This is a genomic window from uncultured Psychrobacter sp. (assembly GCF_947500265.1).
Lineage (GTDB): Bacteria > Pseudomonadota > Gammaproteobacteria > Pseudomonadales > Moraxellaceae > Psychrobacter.
The window spans coordinates 327,683-349,939 of record NZ_CANMRN010000002.1; the positions used below are offsets into that span (position 1 = coordinate 327,683).

The 22,257-nt window shown below is 42.4% G+C and carries 18 protein-coding genes; 13 read left to right on the plus strand and 5 right to left on the minus strand.

The features are described 5' to 3' along the window. Window positions 1-76: 76 nt before the first annotated feature. The 5 genes from Q0788_RS03945 to purH all read left to right on the plus strand — a co-directional run bounded on the left by Q0788_RS03945 (window position 77) and on the right by purH (window position 5,652). Complete coding sequence (locus tag Q0788_RS03945; protein WP_298808033.1) at window positions 77-889, plus strand: tetratricopeptide repeat protein; 813 nt, start codon at window positions 77-79, stop codon at window positions 887-889. A 133-nt stretch (window positions 890-1,022) separates the two neighbouring features. Further along, entirely contained in the window at window positions 1,023-1,949 is a 927-nt protein-coding gene (gene prmA, locus Q0788_RS03950) for a 50S ribosomal protein L11 methyltransferase (protein ID WP_102090395.1), read from the plus strand. Window positions 1,950-2,121: 172 nt separating this feature from the next. Further along, a complete protein-coding gene (locus tag Q0788_RS03955) occupies window positions 2,122-3,384 on the plus strand; it encodes a DUF3426 domain-containing protein (protein ID WP_298808035.1) in 1,263 nt (420 codons plus the stop codon). A gap of 178 nt (window positions 3,385-3,562) precedes the next feature. After that, complete coding sequence (gene fis, locus Q0788_RS03960; RefSeq protein WP_298808036.1) at window positions 3,563-3,925, plus strand: DNA-binding transcriptional regulator Fis; 363 nt, start codon at window positions 3,563-3,565, stop codon at window positions 3,923-3,925. Window positions 3,926-4,071: 146 nt separating this feature from the next. After that, on the plus strand, window positions 4,072-5,652 hold the full coding sequence (purH, locus tag Q0788_RS03965) for a bifunctional phosphoribosylaminoimidazolecarboxamide formyltransferase/IMP cyclohydrolase (protein WP_298808037.1): 1,581 nt from the start codon (window positions 4,072-4,074) through the stop codon (window positions 5,650-5,652). A gap of 179 nt (window positions 5,653-5,831) precedes the next feature. Here the strand turns inward: purH and Q0788_RS03970 are convergent, their stop codons facing one another. Together Q0788_RS03970 and Q0788_RS03975 are read right to left on the minus strand one after the other, a co-directional pair. Next, window positions 5,832-7,706, minus strand: coding sequence for a SurA N-terminal domain-containing protein (locus Q0788_RS03970; protein ID WP_298808039.1), 1,875 nt, complete (start codon window positions 7,704-7,706; stop codon window positions 5,832-5,834). A gap of 357 nt (window positions 7,707-8,063) precedes the next feature. Next, window positions 8,064-8,336, minus strand: coding sequence for an HU family DNA-binding protein (locus Q0788_RS03975; protein WP_045445077.1), 273 nt, complete (start codon window positions 8,334-8,336; stop codon window positions 8,064-8,066). A 524-nt stretch (window positions 8,337-8,860) separates the two neighbouring features. Between Q0788_RS03975 and Q0788_RS03980 the strand changes: the two genes are divergently transcribed. The 8 genes from Q0788_RS03980 (at window position 8,861) to fdx (ending at window position 16,013) form a co-directional block, all read left to right on the plus strand. After that, window positions 8,861-9,505, plus strand: coding sequence for a hypothetical protein (locus Q0788_RS03980; protein ID WP_114700834.1), 645 nt, complete (start codon window positions 8,861-8,863; stop codon window positions 9,503-9,505). A 394-nt stretch (window positions 9,506-9,899) separates the two neighbouring features. Continuing rightward, window positions 9,900-10,409, plus strand: coding sequence for an Rrf2 family transcriptional regulator (locus Q0788_RS03985; RefSeq protein ID WP_057759222.1), 510 nt, complete (start codon window positions 9,900-9,902; stop codon window positions 10,407-10,409). Beyond that, window positions 10,406-11,632 (plus strand): IscS subfamily cysteine desulfurase, encoded by a 1,227-nt coding sequence (locus Q0788_RS03990; RefSeq protein WP_057759220.1) that lies wholly within the window; start codon window positions 10,406-10,408, stop codon window positions 11,630-11,632. The genes Q0788_RS03985 and Q0788_RS03990 overlap by 4 nt, the downstream gene beginning before the upstream one ends. A 152-nt stretch (window positions 11,633-11,784) precedes the next feature. Then, the gene (gene iscU, locus Q0788_RS03995; RefSeq protein ID WP_057759218.1) at window positions 11,785-12,195 is read left to right on the plus strand and encodes a Fe-S cluster assembly scaffold IscU; all 411 of its coding nucleotides are present in this window, start codon (window positions 11,785-11,787) and stop codon (window positions 12,193-12,195) included. A gap of 227 nt (window positions 12,196-12,422) precedes the next feature. Beyond that, window positions 12,423-12,743, plus strand: a complete 321-nt coding sequence (iscA, locus tag Q0788_RS04000) for an iron-sulfur cluster assembly protein IscA (protein WP_021814983.1) — start codon at window positions 12,423-12,425, stop codon at window positions 12,741-12,743. A 173-nt stretch (window positions 12,744-12,916) separates the two neighbouring features. Continuing rightward, complete coding sequence (gene hscB / locus Q0788_RS04005) at window positions 12,917-13,498, plus strand: Fe-S protein assembly co-chaperone HscB (protein WP_298808042.1); 582 nt, start codon at window positions 12,917-12,919, stop codon at window positions 13,496-13,498. 209 nt (window positions 13,499-13,707) lie between these two features. Then, complete coding sequence (gene hscA / locus Q0788_RS04010) at window positions 13,708-15,588, plus strand: Fe-S protein assembly chaperone HscA (protein WP_298808044.1); 1,881 nt, start codon at window positions 13,708-13,710, stop codon at window positions 15,586-15,588. Between the two features lie 86 nt (window positions 15,589-15,674). Next, the gene (gene fdx / locus Q0788_RS04015; RefSeq protein ID WP_101206134.1) at window positions 15,675-16,013 is read left to right on the plus strand and encodes an ISC system 2Fe-2S type ferredoxin; all 339 of its coding nucleotides are present in this window, start codon (window positions 15,675-15,677) and stop codon (window positions 16,011-16,013) included. 97 nt (window positions 16,014-16,110) lie between these two features. Here the strand turns inward: fdx and Q0788_RS04020 are convergent, their stop codons facing one another. From Q0788_RS04020 to mfd, 3 genes are all read right to left on the minus strand, one after another. After that, entirely contained in the window at window positions 16,111-17,532 is a 1,422-nt protein-coding gene (locus tag Q0788_RS04020) for an adenylate/guanylate cyclase domain-containing protein (protein ID WP_191114942.1), read from the minus strand. 310 nt (window positions 17,533-17,842) lie between these two features. Further along, a complete protein-coding gene (locus Q0788_RS04025; protein WP_298808046.1) occupies window positions 17,843-18,274 on the minus strand; it encodes an HIT domain-containing protein in 432 nt (143 codons plus the stop codon). Between the two features lie 150 nt (window positions 18,275-18,424). Then, window positions 18,425-22,135, minus strand: a complete 3,711-nt coding sequence (gene mfd / locus Q0788_RS04030) for a transcription-repair coupling factor (RefSeq protein ID WP_298808048.1) — start codon at window positions 22,133-22,135, stop codon at window positions 18,425-18,427. Between the last annotated feature and the right edge of the window lie 122 nt (window positions 22,136-22,257).

The window sequence follows — 22,257 nt, forward strand, 5'->3', positions numbered from 1 at the left end:
TTGAATAGCTCTAGCTGTTAAATAACTCTAATAGTGTTTTGGTATTTAGCTTTTAATATTTAAAAAAGGTTTTAACATGATGGTGTCATCTTTACGGACAACTACTTCAGTAAAACAAACCATAGTGCTATGGCGTAATAAAATTACGTCAAGCAATACCTTACTTGCAGGCAGCGCGATCATTGGCATGCTAAGCCTAAGTGCTTGTCAGACGGCCCCTAGCACATCGCCCACAGTGCAAACCACGCCTGTTCAAACATTACCAACGTCACAACCGACTGTGCCATCAACGACAACTGCTCGGGCGCCTATCACGGAAGCAAATGATCAAAGCAACTATCCAACCGAGCCTTACGATGCAGTTGAACAGTCCGAAACACCAAATCCATTAACGCAAGAGACACCTGTATTTAAGCCTCCTACTCCAGAAATAACGCAGCCTGACCCTGTTATCATTGCGCCTTCTCGTAATGATTATATAATCTCTGAGCCATCAGTACCGTCGCATAATGAGCTACTGGAGCACGCTAGAAGAAACTCGCAGCAACGTACTCAACAATCTGCCAGCAACAATAGTAATCTACCTGCGTTTCGCAATTTGATGCAAGTAGGTATCAGTCAGTTGAAAGCGGGCAATCTAACCAATGCAGAAAGCAGCTTTACCCGTGCTCAGCGTCTAGCGCCCAAATCATCAGCGGTATACTTCTATTTGGCACAAATAGCATTAAAAAAGAACCAGCCTCGTAAAGCAGAAGCGATGGCACGCCGTGGTCTTAGCGTCTCTCAAGACAGTAATCGTAGACGAGCACTATGGCAGGTTATATTGCAATCAGGACAAGCTCAGGGTAACTCGCGTGTGGTCAATGAAGCAAAACAAGCATTGCGCTAATAGCTGATATTTGCACATTTTAGATTCATCAGTTTGAGCATCTATATACATTATGAATTTCATTATATGTAGATTCATCTCGGGCAGCCCCTAACACCTACACTTATTTTTATTTCCGCTTAAGGTTATCTTTATGGCATGGCAACAACTGCATTTACAATGCGAAAAATCAAACGTCGACTTGGCTGAAGCGCTTTTATTAGAAGCAGGCGCCTTATCAATAGCTTTAGACGATGCGGGCGATCAACCTTTGTTTGAGCCACTTCCAGGTGAATCACCGCTTTGGGATGAGGTGATACTAACAGGGCTATTTGATGCGACTACTGATGCTGGTAGTCGTCAAGCGGTTGAGCAATTAAGTCATGAAATTGCTGCACAAGTACAGGCTACTCGTATTTGGCTAACAGCTGTTGATGATAAGGACTGGGAACGCGAATGGATGAGCAACTATCATCCTATCGAATGTGCTAATGACTTATGGATTGTGCCTGACTGGCTAACGCCGCCTAACCCTGAAGCCACCAATATCATTATGGACCCAGGCTTGGCATTTGGTACTGGCTATCATGCTACGACTCGCCTGTGCCTAGACTGGCTAACAGAGCAAGACCTAACAGATAAAGTGGTTATCGACTATGGTTGTGGTTCAGGCATTCTAGGGATTGCTGCTTTGCTATTGGGTGCACGTCAGGTATATGCAGTCGATATTGACCCTCAGGCGGTACTTGCTACCAATCAGAATGCGGTACGCAACAATGTGGGCGACCGTTTGCAGGCATTTTTGCCAGAAGAATTTACAGAGTATTGCTCGCAACATGATGTGCTGCCTGTAGAAGTGATTGTTGCCAATATTTTAGCAAAGCCGCTTATTGGTTTAGCGCCTTACTTTGCAACACTGATTGCGCCAAAGGGCCGTATCGTATTGGCAGGTTTGATTGAGTCGCAAACTGAGCAAGTCACTGAAGCTTATCAGCCATATTTTGCACTGGATCCTAAGCATGCTTTTACTGCGCAAGAAGACCAACACTGGCAGCGTTTATCAGGTACATTTACCAGCTAGCAACATTTAATTACATCTGTTACGATAGAGGGCAGTCAAATGTTATGTGTTTGACGCCACTCTGTCTTTGCCCATAATTCATCGAAATTAAATAAGTAAAATGAGTATTGTGGGCAGCTATTGGTGAGTGGCTAAGCGGTATTGATAACCATACTTTTTTGGATTCACCTCTATGACCACGCCAATAAAAACCCAATGCCCCCATTGCCAAGCTTGCTATAGCGTTAAACAAACTCAACTAAATCAAGTCAATGCTACCATCAGCTGTGATCGGTGCCAGCAAAGTTTTTTGGTCAATAAACATCTTGTGGTAAATTCTGAGGTCATTCAAAAACCAACACCACAAAAAAATATTCCTGCTCAACAAAAAGCTCAAACTCAACCAATTTCGAACGAGAAAAAAGCGAATATTAGTAGCAATCAGCATAAACCTCAAAATATTCAGAAGCCCTCCATAACTTCAACCAACAAGAAAAAATCATCTGATACTTTGATTCATGATGACTTAATCTATGATGATATGGATATAGATGAGCCAGAAGAAAATGTTCAAGAGTATGACTCTTTAGATAGTATGGATGCATGGTTAACCGAAGCAAGTAATACCAATTCTAGCGTAGCAACCACAGAAAAACCAAAAGCGCCCCTTTCTAAAGAAACTATCAAAAGCTCTAATTCATCAATCAAGAAACCATCTACTAGTACAATATCAGCATCCTCATCAACACAAGACATGCTTAGCTCGGCAGCGGCCAATGATATTCATGCCAATGTTGAGAGTACTGATAACAATTCGTGGCTGCAAAAACTATTAGAAGAACAAAATCAAGACGAAGAAACACCACCAGACGATACAGACTTATCACAGCTTCTATCCGATATGGGAGTACCCGTTAAAGATGAAGACCCTGCTGCCGACGATCGTTTAAGAAAAACACAGCTACCGTTTGCACCAACCCAAACGACACGTTCAATTGCATCACTATTATGGATATTAGGTTGTTTGGTCTTAGCACTGCTACTCGTGGCTCAGTATGTTATTTTTAACTTAGCAAATTTAGTCAAAAACCCAGCCTATGCTCAGCGTCTCCAATCGATCTGCTCTGTCGCTGCCTGCAGCTTGCCCAGTGCAGACTTATCAGCGCTTATCATCAGTAATACCTTTCATAGAAGCAGTCAGATTAAAACTGCTGGTACATTTAGCGATATAGGCGCTACTCTAAGTAATAGCAGCCCGCAACCACAACTATACCCCAATGTAAAAATAAGCGTTTATGGTAAAGATCAGCTAATTGGAGAGTTTATTGCAGATCCAAACGATTATTTATTAGGCAAGCAAAGTCAGTTAGCTGCCAATACAGATAGACAGCTATTATTTACTATCCCTGTGGCTAATGCACAAATTCGCGAAATCACTATGAACGCTCTTTATTAAAGTAGGGTGTCATATATAGATAAGCGTGAGTAGAAAACACACCGTAAATTCACTTTCAATTAAACCGTGATAGCCAAGATAACGATGAATCTATCAGCGCTAGGCGATATTAATTTGATATACTATGGTTCTGACCCTTCACAATCAGAATTTTTCTTCATCTCAAGGATATTATTTTATGGCACCTCATGCACAGCATAATGCCAATCATTTTGCTAAAAGCTCTGAGCACCCTGCCGATTATAATAAAGACGAATACCAACCACCTACGCACGGCTTTGATTTTGCTAGTCAAAACTATACAAATAGTGTGCAGCAACCTCTACGAGTTCATGTAGAGCGTGTGGTACGTCAGTACTTTGCGATGCTAGGAGATGAGATGCCTACTGATTTATATGAGCTGATTTTAAAGCAAGTCGAAGAACCTCTCTTATCTGTCGTCCTAGAAAAAACAAGAGGTAACCAAACCAAATGTGCTCAGATATTAGGCCTAAATCGAGGCACCTTGCGCAAAAAAATGAAAACCTATGATTTAATGTAGCATTGTTATATGAGCTTACCCATCATTGACTATCATTATGTATGGCAATCAAACGTTCGTCGCTTTATCTATCATGATACGGCATACCATTGTCATCATCACCTTGCCAGACGTTTACGTCAGGCTTTTTTTATGGAAAATTTCTTATGAGTACAACCCCACTTGCCCTACTATCGGTCTCCGATAAGTCTAATATCGTCGAGTTTGCTCAAGGCCTTCTCAAAGCAGGTTTTGGTTTATTATCTACTGGCGGTACTTATCGTCTGCTCACAGAAAACAACGTCAATGTGACTGAAGTATCAGATTACACAGGCTTTCCTGAAATGATGGATGGCCGTGTTAAAACGCTGCATCCTAAGATTCATGGTGGCATCTTAGGACGCCGCGGTACAGACGATGCAGTAATGAGTGATCATGCGATCGAACGTATCGACTTAGTCGTCGTGAACTTATATCCGTTTGCTGAAACGATCGCACGTGCTGACGTAACTATGAACGACGCTATCGAAAACATCGATATTGGTGGCCCTACCATGGTACGTTCAGCAGCGAAAAACCACGCTCATGTAGGTATCGTCACTGATCCAGCTGATTATGACCGTGTACTTAACGCCTTAGATGGTGGCACCGAACTGACAACCGCTTTGCGTTATGACTTGGCAGTAAAGGCGTTTGAGCATACTGCACAGTACGACGGTATGATTGCCAACTTCTTAGGTAGCCGTGTCAACGAAACTCAAGAACCAGAAAACTTCCCACGTACATTCAATGTACAGCTTGAAAAAGCACAAGACCTACGCTACGGTGAAAACCCGCATCAAAACGCGGCTTTCTATACTGAAAACCAGCCTTTAAAAAGCAAACAAGCTTCAATCGCAACGGCTAAGCAGTTACAAGGCAAAGCGCTATCTTATAACAACATCGCTGATACCGATGCTGCGCTTGAGTGCGTTAAAGCTTTCAGCGCGCCTGCTTGCGTTATCGTTAAGCATGCCAACCCTTGCGGTGTTGCGGTTGATAATGACCAAGTAGCTGCTTATCGTACTGCTTTTAGCACCGATCCTGAATCGTCTTTCGGCGGTATCATCGCATTCAACCGTCCGTTGACGCTTGCTGCTGCAAAAGCCATTATCGACAATCAGTTCGTAGAAGTAATCATTGCGCCTAGTATCGAAGACGGTGTACTTGAAGCGACAGCCACTAAGAAAAACGTACGCGTATTGGTATGCGGCGAGCTACCAGCACCAGATCAGCGTGATATTCAACTTGACTATAAACGCGTTAACGGTGGCTTACTGGTACAAGAGCAAGACCTTGGTTTAATCACGGCTAACGACCTAAAAATCGTCACTGATGTACAACCAACTGAAGCGCAAGTGGCAGATCTACTGTTCAGCTGGAACGTGGCAAAATACGTTAAATCTAATGCCATTGTCTATGCAAAAGGCCAACGTACTATCGGTGTTGGCGCAGGCCAAATGAGCCGCGTTAACTCAGCACGTATTGCTGCTATCAAAGCAGAACATGCTGGACTAGCAACTGAAGGTGCTGTTATGGCATCAGATGCGTTCTTCCCTTTCCGTGATGGCATCGACAATGCTGCTGAAGTAGGTATTTCTGCTATCATTCAGCCAGGTGGCTCTATGCGTGATGACGAGACCATTGCTGCTGCTAATGAGCATGGTATCGCGATGGTATTTACTGGCATGCGCCATTTCCGCCATTAAACAATCACCTATTAATTTAAGACTGGGATTAGTCGCAGCAGCTGTATTTATTAATGCGACTAATCCCAGTCTATATAATATTCGTGATAATTATCGTTAAAGCATCTCTCAAAAAAAAGCCACTGTATCAATTGATACGGTGGCTTTTTTACGTCTAAAAATAAGAATCTAGCAAATACTTAGCGTCCTTGCGCGTTTGCCATATTGCTTTCATTAATCTCAACCGTATACACCATACGTAGATAATCTAAATAGTCTTGCAACTGGTCTTGGCCTAAATTGTCACGAATAATACTGGCTGTTTGCGCTCTTTGCATATCAGACAGTGGTGACTGCTGTTCAGTTTTAATACGGTCTCCAACCAGTAGCGTTGCACCCATCTCAGTCTCACTAGCAATCGCGACGACGCCATTATCAGCGGCTTGCTGACTAAAGGCCAATCCGCGCTCTTTGTCCGTTAGCTGCGTCGTTTGACGGTTAATCTCACCCAGTGCTTGGAAGCTTACCGATTGCTTACTCATATCAGCTGGCGTCTTGATACCAGCAGCCAATGCTTTAGCGTCTTTTAAAGCTAATGCTGTCGCTTTCTGCTGACGAAGTATTTGAGTAATTCTTGGAGTTGCATTTGCTAGAGCAAGCGTCTTAGTAGGACGATAATTGCTTGGCTGTAACCATACGGTACCGTTGCCAATTTCTACGCCCGCCGTTACCGCTTGATCTTGAATAGTAAACTCATCAAATGCCTGTTTAACCACTGCTGGCTGCGGTAGTGCAGACTTATTATTTACTTTACGATAATCTTTGATACGCTTTAGACTGACGTTTTCTTGCTGTGCAATATCTTCGATACTGAAACCATCTGCTGCCAAATCATTAATTGATGTCACTTTATCAGCATAGATTTCCTGACGTTTATATTCTTTTGCTTTTGCAGTCAACTCTTCACGCATACTGTCTAGGCTTGGAATCTTTTTACCATTGTCTTCAGTGACCGTAAATATCTGATAACCAAAGCTGGTTTTGATAGGTGCAGTCACATCACCAACGCTCAACCCTTCTAGTGCCTCTTGTACAGTATCTGCATCACTGCCAAACACTGACGGATTAAAGCGTCCGATATCACCACCTGTTTCACCTGATGGATCGTCCGACTCTGCTTTAGCAAGCGCAGCAAACGCTTCACCTTTATTCAGACGTGCTTTCACTTTGTCGGCTCGTGTCTTAGCATCTTTACCAGTAAACAGAATCTGACTGACTTTACGCTCATCAGTAGCCGAAATGCTTTGCTTATACGCTTCATACTGCTGCTGCAATTCTTCTGTGGTTACTTCATCAACCTTGATAGTTTGCGGGCTAAGCTGGATATACGCCAAGTCAACCATCGCTGCACTTTTCAATGTGTCTTTGTTAGCATCATAGTAAGACTGAATGTCTGTTTTGCTAAGCTTAACTTTGTCAGCATAGTCCTGCCAATTAAAGCGGTGTACCCAAACGTTGCGCGACTCAAGTTGCAAATCAATTAATTGACTGACCGCTTGCATAGGATAGACAGCCGTCCCAACGATACTGGCGTTTAATTGATCCAAGCTTAACTGATTGCGAAATTCTGCAAATAGCTGGTTTTTGGTCATGCCGCGCTGACGCAAGAAGTTTGAGAACTGATCATTTGAAAAGTTACCCTCTGCATCTTGGAATATTTCTTCTTGACGCAGTAGGCGATTGATCGTGTCGTCAGAGACTGTCATACCAAGCTTACCTGCTTGCTGCTCTAACAACGTACGGTCGATTAGACCTTTTAATACTTGCTCATGAAGCACATCTTCATTCAACAAGCTGGCATCTTCGACTTGCTCTAGCACTTCAGAACGACGGCTATTGACAGCAGTTTGATACTCGGACAGTCCTACGCTTGCCTCACCTACCTGCGCAATCTGGTTGGGATCGACGTTGCCGCCAAAATAGCTTTCGACACCCAAGAGAGCGAGCGGCGATAGGCATAAAATCAATAAAATGCGACCTGGCCAGCTTTTTAAGAAATCGCGCAATTTATCCATAGTTATCTCTGCTTTATTAACCTATATTGATGAAAAACCATTGTAATACTGTTACGAGCTGTTGAGTGCAACCTGTCAATATCAGTACTATTTAAGCTAGCAATGGTAAGAGTAAGAGTAAGAGCGTATGCATTTTATAGTAAAAAACAAAATTTACTAAAGAAATCTGACTTAAATGACACACCTATCGCGCGCCCTATGATACGTGATTTTTCATGCAGACTCAAAATATTCACGACGCATGATACAAACTATAGCGATAAAAAAAGCACCTAAATATTAGGTGCTCTCTTCAATGGTTAGCTCATTACTTCAGCTATAGACCACCGACTATCATTTTACGCTTAAAAAGGCGGCTTAGTTCAAGCGCTCTTTTAAGTTTTTACCAGCTTTGAAGCTTGGTACTTTGCTTGCTGGAATGCTTAGCTCTTCGCCAGTCTTAGGGTTGCGACCAGTGCGTGCTTTGCGATCTTTTACACTGAAAGTACCAAAGCCAACTAATGAGATGCTATCGCCAGCTTCTAGCGCTTCGCCAACACTTTCCATAACAGCGTTTAGTGCATCACCAGCTTGGGTTTTATTTAGACCACTTTTGTCTGCGATGCTATCAATTAATTCTGACTTATTCATAAAATTTCCTTCAAGTTTAAGGGGGTAATAAATGCTCACGCCAAGTATTGTAACGCTCTCATGGTGCTTACGCAATAAAAACTACCTAACTGGCGCATTAACAGGTTCTTCTTTGTTATCGTCTTTATATCAAGGCAGCATAAGGAGCGCAAGCGATTTTACATATTTTTGTGCTCTATACTACGTATTTGACACCTAATGTTACGCAAAGCGTTAGGAATTTATATATAAGTGGCTCTGCATAACTGAGACGATTGGCTTTCCTATTTTCTACGCTTTGACAGATTTGTCAATTGCCGTCTGTGCATTGCTATGCATTAAGTTTGTATATTGCTGGTCATAAATAAGAGTGTCTTTATTGACTGCTAAATTGTAATGTAATAATTTAGCCACTACAGAAACTAGCGTTACTTTTTATTATAAAGACGTTACTATAAGCAAAATATCACTGCAAGCCTTGGACAAATACAGACTTCTGTTTGCTCAATATCTAAAACTTGCTAAATAAAAAACGGATTACTTACATGAAGCGTTCTACGTTGTCTCACTCTTTTCTTAATATCATTTTAGTATTTATCGAGTCGGCGCTGACATTACTGTTACGTTTGGATCCTGAACTGCGTAAGGCCGCTTATCCGCTCGCCAAGCAAGGCACCGTGGTGGCGCTTCGCTTGTATTTACCGCATGTAGAAGTATTTGCCACCTTTAGTACCAAAGGCGTGTTACTAGATGCGCAACTGCCGATTGGTCGTAGTGAGCCTGACGTGGTTATCAATGCCTACAGCATTCAAGTTATCAACGCCATCACCACTCATGATAGCGAAACCACCGAAAAGCTACAGATGCGCGGTGAGTCGATTCAAGTACAACTGGTCAAACAATTTATTATGCAACTTGGGCTTGGCAGCTTGATTCAAGGTCTGATTAAAAAGATAAAAGGTGGCAAGACTAAAACCAAACCTACAGAAGCTGATCTGGAAGAAAAAAAGAACAACTACAAACTTCGTATTAAAGAACAGCAAACACAGATTAATACCTTGACCATTAAAAACCGTGAACTTGAAACAACCGTGAGAGAGCTTCAGAGCAAGCAAAAAACGTTGATGATTGTCACTGTTGTCGCCCTTGTGATTATGATCGGCTCAGTTATCGCACTATTGATGAATTAGTTTTGTTTCGCTGAATTACCTATAAATAAGCGTTCAATGTCTTCTATAGATATTGAACGCTTATTTTTTACTTCGTTAAATGTATCTGTAGCAGACAAATTAAGCTGCTTGTGTCTCACTCATATATCTCTTCTAAACATCATTGTTTTTATCAATTACAGCAATAAGCTTGATTAACCATTGAACCACACTTTAATCTTGACTAAATTACTCGGGATTAAGTATAATTACCTTAATCGTTGCACACATCGGGTTAATCATCTGTTGTTCAATAACGATAAGACAAAACTTAGCTGACGTATTATTGGTTGCTCTTTTTATCTTATGAGCGCTGATTCAAACCTTTGCTAAGATCGTTGTTAAACATAAATGACATCAAGTTTGGAGATAACACATGCGTTTGACTACTCGGGGCAGATACGCTGTTACCGCATTATTAGATTTGGCATTACAGACCAGCCAACAAGACAGTGCTGTATCATTATCCGATATCGCCAAACGGCAATCGATTTCAATCTCGTACCTTGAACAGTTATTTTCTAAGCTCCGCAAACGTGGCCTTGTCACGAGTATTCGCGGTGCTGCAGGTGGTTATCACCTAGCTAAGCCATTGAATGAGATAGATGTGATGAGCATCATATCTGCGGTTGATGAGTCAGTAAACGCGATGCAGTGTGAAGGACGCGGTGACTGTCAAGGTGGTACAATGTGCCTAACTCACGATCTGTGGTGTGCACTATCAAATCATATCGAACAGTACTTGAAAAATATAACATTAGCGCAATTATTAGATATGGAAAACGTGCAGTCAGTCTCAGAGCGTCAGCACACCTCTACAAAAGATATTTCCATAAAAGACATTAATACTATTACTCTATCGAACAGCGAGGCAAACCCAGCATGAGCCAACATAACAACCTTATATACTTAGATTATGCCGCCACTACCCCAGTTGCTAAATCAGTAGCTGCTAAAATGAGCGAGTATTTGACTGTAGATGGTGTCTTTGGTAACCCAGCTTCACGCTCACATGGTTACGGCTGGCAAGCGGAAGAAGCAGTAGAAACTGCTCGCGGTCAAGTTGCTGAAGTTATCAACGCTGATCCACGCGAAATCGTCTTTACTTCTGGTGCGACTGAATCTGATAACCTAGCCATTAAAGGTGCAGCACATTTTTATCAGTCTCGTGGCAAACATATCATTACCAGTAAAATTGAGCACAAAGCTGTATTAGATACTTGCCGTGAGCTTGAGCAAGAAGGTTTTGAAATTACGTATCTTGAGCCACAGCCAAGTACAGGTCTTATCTTGCCAGAGCAAGTAAAAGAAGCACTACGTGATGATACGATTTTAGTATCACTTATGATGGTGAATAATGAGCTTGGTACTATTACTGATGTTGCAGCGATTGGTGAAATCACTCGCGAAGCTGGCGTAGTTTTCCATGTTGATGGCGCACAGTCTGTTGGTAAAGTAAAAATCAATCTTGAAGAAATGAAAATTGATTTGATGAGCTTCTCAGGTCATAAAGCATACGGCCCTAAAGGTATCGGCGCATTGTTTGTTCGTCGTAAGCCACGTATTCGCTTGAAAGCTGAGCAACATGGCGGTGGTCATGAGCGCGGTATGCGTTCAGGTACTCTACCAACGCATCAGATCGTTGGTCTAGGCGCAGCATTTGCTTTAGCTAATGAAAGCTATGAAGCCGACCATGCACATGCAGCCAAACTACGTCAAAAGCTTTGGGATGGCCTACAAGACATCGAAGAGATTTATTTAAATGGTGATCTTGAGAATAGCGTACCAAACATCGTAAACATCAGCTTTAACTTCGTTGAAGGCGAGTCATTGATGATGTCACTTAAAGACTTAGCGGTATCATCAGGTTCAGCCTGTACGTCAGCGACGCTTGAGCCATCATATGTACTACGTGCAATCGGTCGTCCAGATGAATTGGCACATAGCTCAATTCGCTTTAGCTTTGGCCGTTATACTACTGACGAAGACATCGATACTGTTATCAAACAGATGCATGAAGCTGTTGATAAATTACGTGCCCTATCACCACTTTGGGATATGTACCAAGAAGGTGTTGATTTAAACTCAGTCGAGTGGGCTGAGCATTAATTTCTAATATAGCTTTTTAGTATAGCTAGCAATATATTTATTAAACAATTGATCAGACAATTAAATTAAGCGTTTGACCCCAATTATCGATGAGTAGTTAGACATTTAAAGTTGATAAACGACTACTCATCATCTAACTAGGAGAAAACCCCATGGCCTATAGTGACCAAGTTATTGATCATTACGAAAACCCACGCAACGTTGGTAATCTTGATAAAAACGCCAAAAACGTTGGTACCGGTATGGTCGGTGCCCCAGCATGTGGCGATGTAATGCGTCTACAAATCCAAGTCGACGATAATGGTATTATCGAAGATGCACGTTTCAAGACTTATGGCTGCGGTTCAGCGATTGCTTCAAGCTCGCTTGTTACTGAGTGGCTAAAAGGCAAAAGCTTGGATCAAGCTGGCGAAATCAAAAACAATGATATCGCTCAAGAGCTAGCATTACCACCAGTAAAAGTGCATTGCTCTGTACTTGCAGAAGACGCTATTAAAGCCGCTATTAGCGACTATAAAGGTAAGCATGGCGTAGCAGCTCCAGCAGAAGAAGCTGCGATCTAAGCTAGGCTAAGCCTGCTAGCGTATGCGCTACGTTGTACTAGCAACGCTAAAGTAGCAATGTGTAATCGCTACTGACGCTAAAGAGGTGACAATGACACTTATGTAATTGTCACCTTTTGTTTTCTAATAGTCGCAAGCCTACACTTTTGGCAATCTTGTAATTCTGATTGTCAGTTTATCTAGATTTTTTTATTGATATTTATGATTAATAGTCAATGGGAGTTGGCATGATTGAAATGACAGAACGCGCCGCTCAGCATGTTCGAGACTTTTTGGACAATCGCGGCAAAGGCGAAGGCATTCGAGTTGGTATCCGTACGGCGGGTTGCTCGGGCTTAGCTTACGTTTTAGAGTTTGTAGATACCCCTGATGAAAACGACACGCGTTATGAAAGTCGCGGCGTTAGCATCTTTATTGATCCTAAAAGCCTAGTATATTTAGACGGCTTGTTAATGGATTACGAAAAAGAAGGTTTAAACGAAGGCTTTAAATTCACCAACCCTAACCAAAAAGGTGAATGTGGTTGCGGTGAGTCTTTCACAGTTTAATTGTTCAATGGCTAAAAACTGATAGATTTATGCTTCAACAAGCTTTCATAAGAATAGTACAGTATTTCTGCTATCGCTATGAAGAAAGGTTAATGTAATTGAGTACCCAAGCGATTCAGTATTCTTAGCTAGGTCATGACTTTAAAATAAATAAAAAAGCAAGGCATCGGATTATGATAGATATTACTTCAGAACCACAGTTTGATAACTTCTTTGCCCTATTTGAGCAGCCTGTACAATTTGAAATCAACCAAAGCAATCTAGAACAACGTTTGCGCCTGCTGCAGAAACGCTATCATCCTGATAATGTCGCCAAAAATCAGACCGATATGGTTCAAGCACAGTTGCATTCTGAAAAAGCGTCGGCTTTAATTAATCAGGCGTACCAAACGCTAAGCGCTCCTGATAGCCGTGCTGGTTATTTATTAGAGATGGCGGATCAAGCACAAAATATAGAGCACTCAATCGCAGATTTGGACTTTTTGGAAGATGCGATGCAGATGCGTATGGATCTAGATGATGCTATCGAAGACAAAGATCTTGCAGCCTTGCAGCAATTACACCCTCAGATTACAGAGCGTCTAGCAAATCAATCTGAACGCTTTAATAGTGCTTATCAAAATCAAGATTGGCAAACAGCGATTGATGCGACACAGAAACTAAAGTTTTTGGTTAAGCTAAATGCTGATGTGACGACTGGGCTTGATGATGTTGCAAATTCATCGCATTCAGATGACGATGACTTATACGTTTAAACATCTGTAGTTATGGCTCTCACTAACAAGCTAAATTCTGTATATTTGGTTAAAATGGTGACCGTGATACCGTATAATCTTTGAGTCTAAGCGCATCAAACTGTCAGAATCCGTATTCCATGGAATGAGATTACCGACGTTAAGCTCTCTTACTGCATATGCTATATTTGCTCCATTTCACTTATTAATTTTATCTCTGAGTTATTCTTATGTCTTTAATGCAAATTGCTGAACCCAATCAAAGCGCTCAACCTCACCAACATAAATTCGGCTTGGGCATCGACCTTGGTACTACACGCTCATTGGTTGCGGTAGTGCGTTCAGGTAAGGCACAAGTCTTAGAGGCAGGCGCAGCGACAGATACATTATTACCGTCTGTTGTCTATTATCCAGCGACTGGCACGCCATTGGTTGGCTATGACGCCCTAGCGCATTTAGCGGATGATCCAAAAAATACGATCGTCTCGGCTAAGCGTTTTATGGGTCGTAGTCAAGCTGATATAAAATTTTCTCATCCTTATGAGTTATCTGGCAATAAAGATGATATGCCTGCATTTGTAACGGCTCAAGGCGAGGTTTCTCCTGTTGCAGTATCGGCGCGTATATTAGCCGCTCTTGAGCAGCGTGCAGCAAGCGCCTTACCTGCAGATAGTATTGAAGGTGCCGTGATTACGGTTCCCGCTTATTTTGATGAAGCACAGCGTCAAGCAACCAAAGATGCCGCTCAAGCAGCGGGTATCAACGTACTTCGCTTGTTGAATGAACCAACAGCGGCGGCAGTCGCTTATGGGCTTGATCAATCATCAGAAGACAGTCAAAAAGAAAGCTATTACTTAATCTATGATTTGGGCGGTGGTACTTTTGACGTCTCTATCTTAAAGCTTACCGATGGCGTCTTTGAAGTATTGGCAACTGGTGGTAATAGTGCACTAGGCGGCGATGATATCGATCGTCTTATTACCAATTGGATTATTAGACAATTAAATATCGATCCAAAAGACGTAAGCCTGCATGACAAATCAATACTAGCTCAACAAGCCAAAGCTTATAAACAAGCATTGACTGATGCTGAACAAGTAGATATCAGTGTTAGTGTCAATGGTCAGTCTTATCAAGGCGTATTAAGCCGTACAGATGTGCTAACTATCGTAGAGCCTGTTAGTCGCCGTACGCTAAGTGTGTGCGAACAAGTCCTACGCGATGCCAAGCTGTCTACTACAGACCTAGATGAAGTTATCTTAGTGGGCGGTTCGACTCGTATGCCTGCAGTGCAGAAAGTTGTGACTGAGTTTTTTGCTAAGCAGCCACTTTGTCGTCTGAATCCAGATGAGGTCGTTGCTTTAGGTGCTGCTCAGACTGCCCACCAATTGGTTAATGGTGATAGTGATAATAATTTATTGTTATTGGACGTGACGCCATTATCATTAGGTCTTGAGACCATGGGTGGTTTGGTCGAAGTACTTATCCCACGCAATACGCCAATCCCTGTGAAGAAACGTCAAGTATTTACCACGTATCAAGATGGTCAAACAGGTATGGTGATTCACGTGGTGCAAGGTGAGCGCGAAACGGTAGAAAACTGTCGGTCGCTTGGACGTTTTGAGCTGTATGGTATCCCGCCAATGAAAGCTGGATTTGCTCGTATCGAAGTCACTTTTAGTATTGACGCTAATGGTCAGCTTACTGTCAGTGCACAAGAAACTACGACTAAAACAGAAAGCAAAATCGAGATTGTGCCTTCTTATGGTCTATCAGATGAGCAGAAAGAACAGTTGCTTGTTGCAGGGTTTAAACACGCAGAAGAAGACAAAAACGCGCGTTCTTTAATTGAGACCAAAGTAGAAGCGGAACGTGAAGTACTTGCCCTAGAGTCAGCACTTAAAGAATTTGCAGCATTACTCTCTGTCGAAGAACAACAGTCACTAGCAAAGCATATACAAGCGTTACGTAATTCTCTTAGCACTGATGACTTAGCGCTTATTGAAGCACAACAAGCTCAGCTTAAGCCGCATAGTGATGCCTTTGCTGCACGTATTATGAATCAGAGCGTCAAGACCAGTATGGCCGGTACTAGTGCCAAAGACTGGTAATAAATACATCGACATATATAGCTTAGCTAACACGTTAAGCTAACTTCTAATATTTTTTAAATTGATTAGCATCGGACAGATAATTTATGCCAAAAGTTACCGTACTACCCCATCACGAAATCTGCCCTGAAGGCGCAGAAGTTGAGTTGCAAGCTGGTGAAAACTTATGCAAAGCACTACTAGAAAAAGGCATTAAAATCGAGCATGCCTGTGAGATGTCGAAAGCTTGTACTACATGCCATGTTGTAGTACGTAAGGGTTTCAACAGTTTAGATGAGATGGATGATATTGAAGCTGATCTACTTGATCGTGCTTGGGGACTAGAGCCTGATTCACGTTTATCTTGTCAGGTCATGCTTGATGATGAAGACTTGACCATCGAAGTTCCTAAATATACCCTCAATCATGCTAAGGAAAATCATTAAACACTGATGATACTTTCTAGTTAAGATTAAAAAAGGCCAGCTATGTGATAGCTGGCCTTTTTCTATATAGGAATTTGAGACATTAAACTTGAAACGCTTACTTGCGATTGGCGTTCTCACGCTTACTTTCTGCAGCTATGCTCTTTACTACTTTTTCTTCCTCTTGCTCTATGCGTTCCAGCGCAAAATTTAAACGAGCTCTAATATCTTGATAATCATTGTCTTTCATATCTTTAAAATTCAAATGCAAATTGAAACCAGGTAATGTGTGGTCGACCCATTTAGATAAATGACCTGTACTGGCACTAGGATCGAGTACTTGCCATGCATCGACCTTTTCATCAATACCTTTCAAGCAAAATGCGGCAACGTGCTCGCACTCATAGTTATGGCAAATATAATCGTAAGTGCTTTCACTGACCAATATCTGATCTTTGCCCGCACAGGACTCAAGCCTAGAAGCTAGGTTGGCTTCTTTACCAATGATGGTATAGCTTAATCGACTATTACTACCAAAATTACCAACGTGGCAGTAGCCAGTTGTGATACCAACACGTATATATAAGCCTTCAAACCCCATCAACCGCCATTTCTGGCGTAAGGTGCGCATTTCTCGGCGCATATCAATTGCCATCGCCACACAATCTAGTGCATCTTGACGCGAGCCACGGCTATTAGGTTCACCAAAAAAACATACCATGCCATCACCAATAAACTTATCAAGCACTGCACCATGTTTGTCAGCGATCGACGTCATGCAATGCATATAAGTATTGAGAATATCTGCCAAATTATCAGAGCTTAGACTATCAGACAGCTCGGTAAAGCCGACAATATCTGAAAACATGATAGTTATTTTTGCGCGTTTATTAGAAACCTTAACAGGGCTATCCGATTTGACAATAGGCTCCCAAATTTGTGGTGGCACAAATCGAGTCAGTTTATTGATCACTGATACCATCGTATTCAGGCGTCCACTAGCCTGATGGGCACGTACTTTAAAAGTAATATGTTGCTGATAGATACGCCTGAACTGGTACAAAATAACGCCTAAGCTTGCCACCATTACTATCAATGGTAATAGACCTTCATCAAAGTCCATACTATTCGCATTTAAGACTGTGCTAACGTAGAAAAATACAATGATCGTCACGACAGATACAGATAACAGTCTGAGGTGATTCTCAGGTCGGCTAAGAATGATACGTACACCAATCAAAGCAGCCAAACTGATTGATATGACCGTACAGCATTGTAGTGAGCCGATGACAACCGATAATAGAATAATAACGATATTAGACGTCCAAAAGCTGGTCTGACGTCGGTAGTTGTATATCAGGATCATGAGGCTTGGCAATGTGATAATAACCAATAATGCCATTGAGATAGAGCGGAAGTCGTAGTATATAGCACGCAAAACAACCGTCAGTATTAACACGAACACTTCTGGATAGTCAAAATGACATGTCCCGGTGTCCTTTAACGGCGTCATTGGTTTGAATGTCTCTGAGAAGGTCATATGAGATTCACTTGAATAAGGTGAGCTATCTGAGAGACAAAGGCATACTACACTAACATATGTACGTTATTTGTCCTTATGACGATTTATCATAAGATATATCTAATAATATATTATACTTTCGAAATAAGTTTAAACAAGGTTACTGATGACTACGAGGCGACCTTTTGTCTAGTTTATTCCCTCCTTTACACTTTTATTCAAATTTAAATAAAAAGAGAGACCAGATACATTTAAGTATTTGGCCTCTCTTTTTACCTATAAAATTAAGGTGCAATCTATCCTTATTGAATGCAGGATAGATTGATAATTACATTTGCCAATCAAACGGCATTTGGTGATGACCACGTAATGCCATCATCAATGTTTGCTGCATTTGCGCCAACACTTCTTTATTATATGGCACCGCTGGCACACCCCATACTGGGTTTGGCCATTGCATGTCATTTTGATAACGGACAATATGATGAAAATGAAGCTGTGGCACTTGATTGCCAAGAGCGGCCACATTCATTTTATCGGCTTGAAAGGTTTTAGCTAACTGACTCGACAACCAGCTGGACTCTCGTAAGAACTGTGTTTGGTCTGCCTCAGACAGCTCATATAACTCTTTGATACCGGATACACGTGGCACCAATATAAGCCAAGGAAATTGGCAGTCATTGATTAAACGACAAGTGGATAATGGAAAATCCCCCACTAAAAAACTATCAGCAGCAAGTTTATGATGAAGTTGGAACATAATGACGGTTCTCTTGTTGTTTAATGCAAATAAAATACAGAAGGTTAAAAAGTTAGTTTGGCTATTTTATCAGTTATCTGGTTGATAAAATAGCACCATGATTTATTGGCTTAGATTAACTACCTAGCCTACTTGACAACCAGCTATATACTAAGCAGGCTCTGTCACCATGTGCTCGCTAAAATAGCGCAGCAGCTCTTGTATGACCGTCACGCGCTGTTGCGGTGTGGCCAGTTTATCGCTATTTTGGTAACGGATACCAGATGCGCCATTCATACGATAATGCTGACCATTTGATTGGATCAACTTGATAATCGCTAACGCATCAACTGGAGTATCTGGCGCAAACTCCAGCGTCATACTACTACTGTTGGCATCAATTTTGTTAATCTTAAGCGGTTCTGCTTGTAAACGTAATCCATGAATAGCGAATAATTGCTTGGTTTGATCTGGCAGTGACCCAAAGCGATCTATCATCTCCGTACGAATATCCGTCAATGCCTCTTTATCATCGGTATTGCTAATACGTTTGTAAAACAATAAGCGCTGATGCACGTCATGTAGATACTCTTCTGGAATGAGAGCAGAGCTGTGTAAGTTGATTTCACTGGTTAGCGACAATGGTGTATTTAAATCAGGTTCCTTGCCAGCTTTAATAGCTTTAGTCGCACGCTCCAGCATATCCATGTATAAGCTAAAACCAATCGCCTGCATATTGCCACTTTGCTGCTTACCCAATATCTCCCCTGCACCGCGAATTTCTAAATCCTCACTTGCCAGCATAAAGCCTGCACCTAATGTATTGGCGCGTTCAATCGCATGCAAACGGCGCTTAGCATCACCTTTAAGACCTTTCAGAGAAGGCACTAGTAAGTAACAGTACGCTTGATGGTGACTGCGTCCTACTCGGCCTCGCAGCTGATGCAATTGCGCCAGACCAAACTTATCTGCACGCTCAATGATGATCGTATTGGCATTGGGCACATCAATACCCGTCTCGATAATGGTAGAGCAAACCAACACGTTGAACTTTTTGTGATAAAACTGCTGCATGATCTGCTCAAGCTGGCGCTCTTGCATTTGCCCATGGGCTACTCCTACTCGCGCTTCTGGCACTAGGTCACGAATGGTTTCTGCCATACGCTCAATACTAGCAACATCATTGTGTAGCAGATAGACTTGCCCACCGCGCAGAAGCTCACGCAATATGGCTTCTTTCATCAAAGCTTCTGTCTTTTGCATCACAAAAGTTTTTATCGCAAGACGACGAGCAGGCGGTGTGGCGATGATCGACATATCACGCATACCTGAGAGCGCCATATTAAGCGTTCTAGGGATCGGAGTCGCCGTCATAGACATGCTATCCACATCTGTTTGAATGGCCTTGATACGCTCTTTATGACGCACTCCAAAGCGATGCTCTTCATCAACAATCATCAGGCCAAGGTTGGCAAATTTCACATCCGGTTGTAGCAGTTTATGAGTACCAATAACAATGTCCACTTTACCAGCGGCCAAATCAGCCAATACCATTTCTTGATGTTTTTTGCCGCCAAAGCGCGATAAGCTCTCGATACGGACTGGCCAATCTGCAAAACGATCGCGGAAGTTGTCTTCATGTTGACCGGCAAGCAATGTGGTAGGCACCAGTACGGCAACCTGATAGCCAGCACTAACGGCAATAAACGCGGCTCGCATCGCGACCTCTGTTTTACCAAAACCAACGTCGCCACAAATGAGACGATCCATCGGTTGGTTTTGTCTCATGTCTTCCATGACTGCATGAATGGCATTGGCTTGATCAGCGGTTTCTTCAAAGGCAAACTGACTGGCAAATAGCTCATATTGCGATGGGTCTATCTTAAAATGAATGCCAACTTTGGCCTCACGTCTTGCCTGCATATTGAGTAGTTCAGCAGCGACATCATGAATTTGCTCTAATGCTTTTTGCTTGGCTCGGTCCCATTTTCCACTACCAATCTTATGTAGCGGTGCTAAGGCAGGATCACCGCCACTATAGCGACTAATCATTTGCAGATTAGCAACTGGCACATAGATACTAGCGTCATCAGAATATTTTAGGTGGATAAACTCTTGCTCGCCATCGCCCACATCTAAGGTAATCAAGCCATTATAACGACCGATACCATGCTCAATATGTACCACTGGACTGCCATCTGTTATTTCAGTGACACTCTTGACTAAGAACTCTTCTGATACCCCGCTTTGGCGACGACGGCGCGTCTGTAAGACTTGACGACCGAACAGCTGTGTCTCGCTAATCAGTACCAAACGCTCAGGCACGTAGACACCGCGCTCAATTGGCGCTACGGTCAGACCGACATGCGGTAGATGACTGTTATTAACGGCGCTGGTTTTATCTGCGGCTAGAAAGGCTTCAAAGCTATCATATGCCTTGATATCAATCTTACCTTTGAACAGTTCGATTAGAATCTCACGACGGCCTGCGGTTTCCGCAACGATTAGTACGGGTGTTGAAGTCTTTGATTGCGTATCCAAGAAGTCGAGCAATTCGGATAATGGTTCAGACTTTTGATGATTAACTGCTAATTGTGGCGGCTCTTGAGCACTTAATGTCACCAGTCCTTGTTGTTTAGTGACACTCGATGGCAATGGTATTTGTGAGGCATCTATACTTTCTGGCACTGCCACATCATTCATCGTAGCCAGTTCATCACGAGCACTTAATATAACTCGTGGATATTGATTGAGCTGTTCATTAAGCGCGTTAGATAATAGATACAACATTGCTGGCTCTACGATAGGCTTATCAATATCATGGCGACGCTCTTCGTAACGGCGCTGGATTTGTGACCAGTAATCGGCTTGTTTTTCATTGATTAATTCATCGGTGATAAACAACGCATCGCTTGGTAAATAGGAAAATAAGCTACTCTCTGCTTCCCAATCTTTTAAGTTAAAAAATAGCGGCTGATAATACTCAAGCCCACTACTGGCAATCCCTGCCATCACATCTTTGTACAGCTCAGACTTGCGACTACTAGTATTAGGGAACAGCGCAGCAAAGTTTGTGCGGAAGGTCTCACGCCCTTCATCGAGCGGAAACTCTTTTGCAGGCAAGATTTGAAATTGTTCGATAGGTTTAGAGATATCTGGCATCTTATGCAGTAGTGACAATGACTCTTTCGCCATACTGGTATCGTTGCCCGTTAACATCGCCTTCAAATCATCAGCAGCCAATGTACGCTGCGTTTGAGGATGGAAAAAACGAATGGTTTCAATTTCGTCATCGAACAAGTCTAAACGTAGCGGAAAAGGTTGACCCATGGCAAAAATATCAATAATACTGCCACGTACCGCAAACTCACCTGGCTCAAAAACGTTTTCAACCGCTCGGTAACCTGCTTTTGCCAGTAGCCCTCGCTGGGTATTGATATCAAAACGATCGCCGACACTCAAATCAAAATGCTGACCAATTAACCAACTTGGCGGTGCGACGCGATGCATGAGGGCTTGTATTGAAATAAGCAGCACGCCCGTTTTTGGCATATCCGTCAACAGATTTATACGCTCACTGACGATGTCTTGATGCGGAGATAGCTCATCATAAGTCAGTGTCTCCCAGTCAGGGAACACATAAGCATCGACTCCGCAAAATGCCAGCTCAGTCTCTATTTGATTAAGTTGGTTTTGGTCACGTGCCACAACGACTTTTAGGCGCTCGGCAACATTCCACATCGGTGTTTGCACCAAGCTTGCCAACCATAAGCTGCTGACCGCCCCATGGACAGGCGCTAGCCAACGCCGCTCGGCATTTTGGATAGGAAACAACTGCTGGTTAATAGGGTCAAACGCGTCAGTCAAAGCAGTAATAGGCATAAAGAATAGGATCAAAGTTAAGGAGTCAGAAAGCTATTATACGAATATTTGAGCAATTACCAAAACTTATGCCGTAACGGTTTGTCACTTAAAAGTTTACTCATTAACGATTGAGGGTTAAC